Raw genomic sequence first — 1,217 nt, 5'->3', positions numbered from 1 at the left:
TAAAAAGGCAAAAAAGCCAATCATGGCAATGGTAAATTTCTGGGTGAAAGTAGGATTGTGGGCGGTCATGACATTATCAAAGATAGCAGGTAACATAGGGCGTGTCTACCATTGATAACATTTTTATAAAATAAGGTGAAAGCTTAACGTTTTAAATCAATTTTTGCATGAAAAATGGCTATCCGACCACTTAATACCCCACTCTCAACTAACACACCACAACAAGCAGGGTGCTTGAAATAAAAACAACATAGCCCAATCCAATGTTTCACCACAAAACAGTCTAGGAGTAAGCTATGTCGTATGATGATTTTATCATTGTTGTCTATCTTTTGGTAGAGACTTTGTATCAAAATATTGTAACCAAACCTCTAAGAAGCAAAGGCTTTTTGCCTGCCTTGTCTGACACAGAAATCATCACCATGGAGCTTGTGGGTGAAAGCTTAGGTTTTGACACTGATAAGGAGATTTGGGCTTACTTTAAGAACTGCTATCAACACTATTTCCCCAAATTAGGCTCATACCCAAACTTTGCCAAACACTGTGCCAACTTGGTTTGGGTTAAAGACAAAATGATGAAGGTACTTGGCTCTTTGTGTATTCTTGACAATCAAGACAGCCGTCCCACTAAGCCTTATTTAATTGACAGCTTTCCTTTGCCTGTCTGTGTCTATCAAAGAGCAAAAAGACACAAATCTTTTAAGGGGGTTGGGAGCTTTGGTTATTGTGCCAGTAAGAGCGAACACTACTTTGGGTTTAAAGCCCATTTACTCACAAACCAAGACGGTCAAGTGATTGCTTACACATTAACACCTGCCAATACAGATGACAGACAGGTGGTGTTTGAGTTGACACAGTCCTTACAAGGAGGGCAAGCCAGTTTGGTCTTTGGGGATAAGGGTTATTTATCCAAAGCATTACAAGAGGAACTTGCTAAGTTGGGGGTTGATTTACAAACACCTCTTAGGGATAATATGAAAGAGGATAGAGGTCAAGGTTTCGTGTCTTATCTTAAACGAACAAGAAAAACCATTGAAACCGTCATCTCTCAATTATCACAAAGATTTAATGTTCAAACCACCAAAGCAAGAGACTTGTGGCATCTGTCCAACCGTTTTATTAGAAAACTCTTAGCTCACAGTCTTTGTGTGCAAATCAACAAACAACTTGGCAATCCACCGCTTAGGTTTGAGATGATTTTAAGTTGAGAGTGGGGT

1 protein-coding gene is annotated in these 1,217 nt (G+C 39.4%); it reads left to right on the top strand.

What is annotated here, in order from left to right; genetic code table 11:
• Positions 1 to 296: 296 nt before the first annotated feature.
• The gene (locus B5J93_RS08990; protein ID WP_079326083.1) at positions 297 to 1,208 is read left to right on the top strand and encodes an IS982 family transposase; all 912 of its coding nucleotides are present in this window, start codon (positions 297 to 299) and stop codon (positions 1,206 to 1,208) included.
• Positions 1,209 to 1,217: the final 9 nt, after the last annotated feature.

It is taken from the genome of Moraxella equi (assembly GCF_002027555.1).
GTDB classification, from domain to species: domain Bacteria; phylum Pseudomonadota; class Gammaproteobacteria; order Pseudomonadales; family Moraxellaceae; genus Moraxella; species Moraxella equi.
The sequence above is the reverse complement of the archived record's forward strand: the minus strand, read 5'-3'. Positions and strand labels throughout refer to the sequence as shown.

Coding starts and splice junctions, on each gene's coding strand:
- B5J93_RS08990 (WP_079326083.1), top strand. CDS start 297: ATGTCGTATGATGATTTTATCATTGTTGTCTATCTTTTGGTAGAGACT.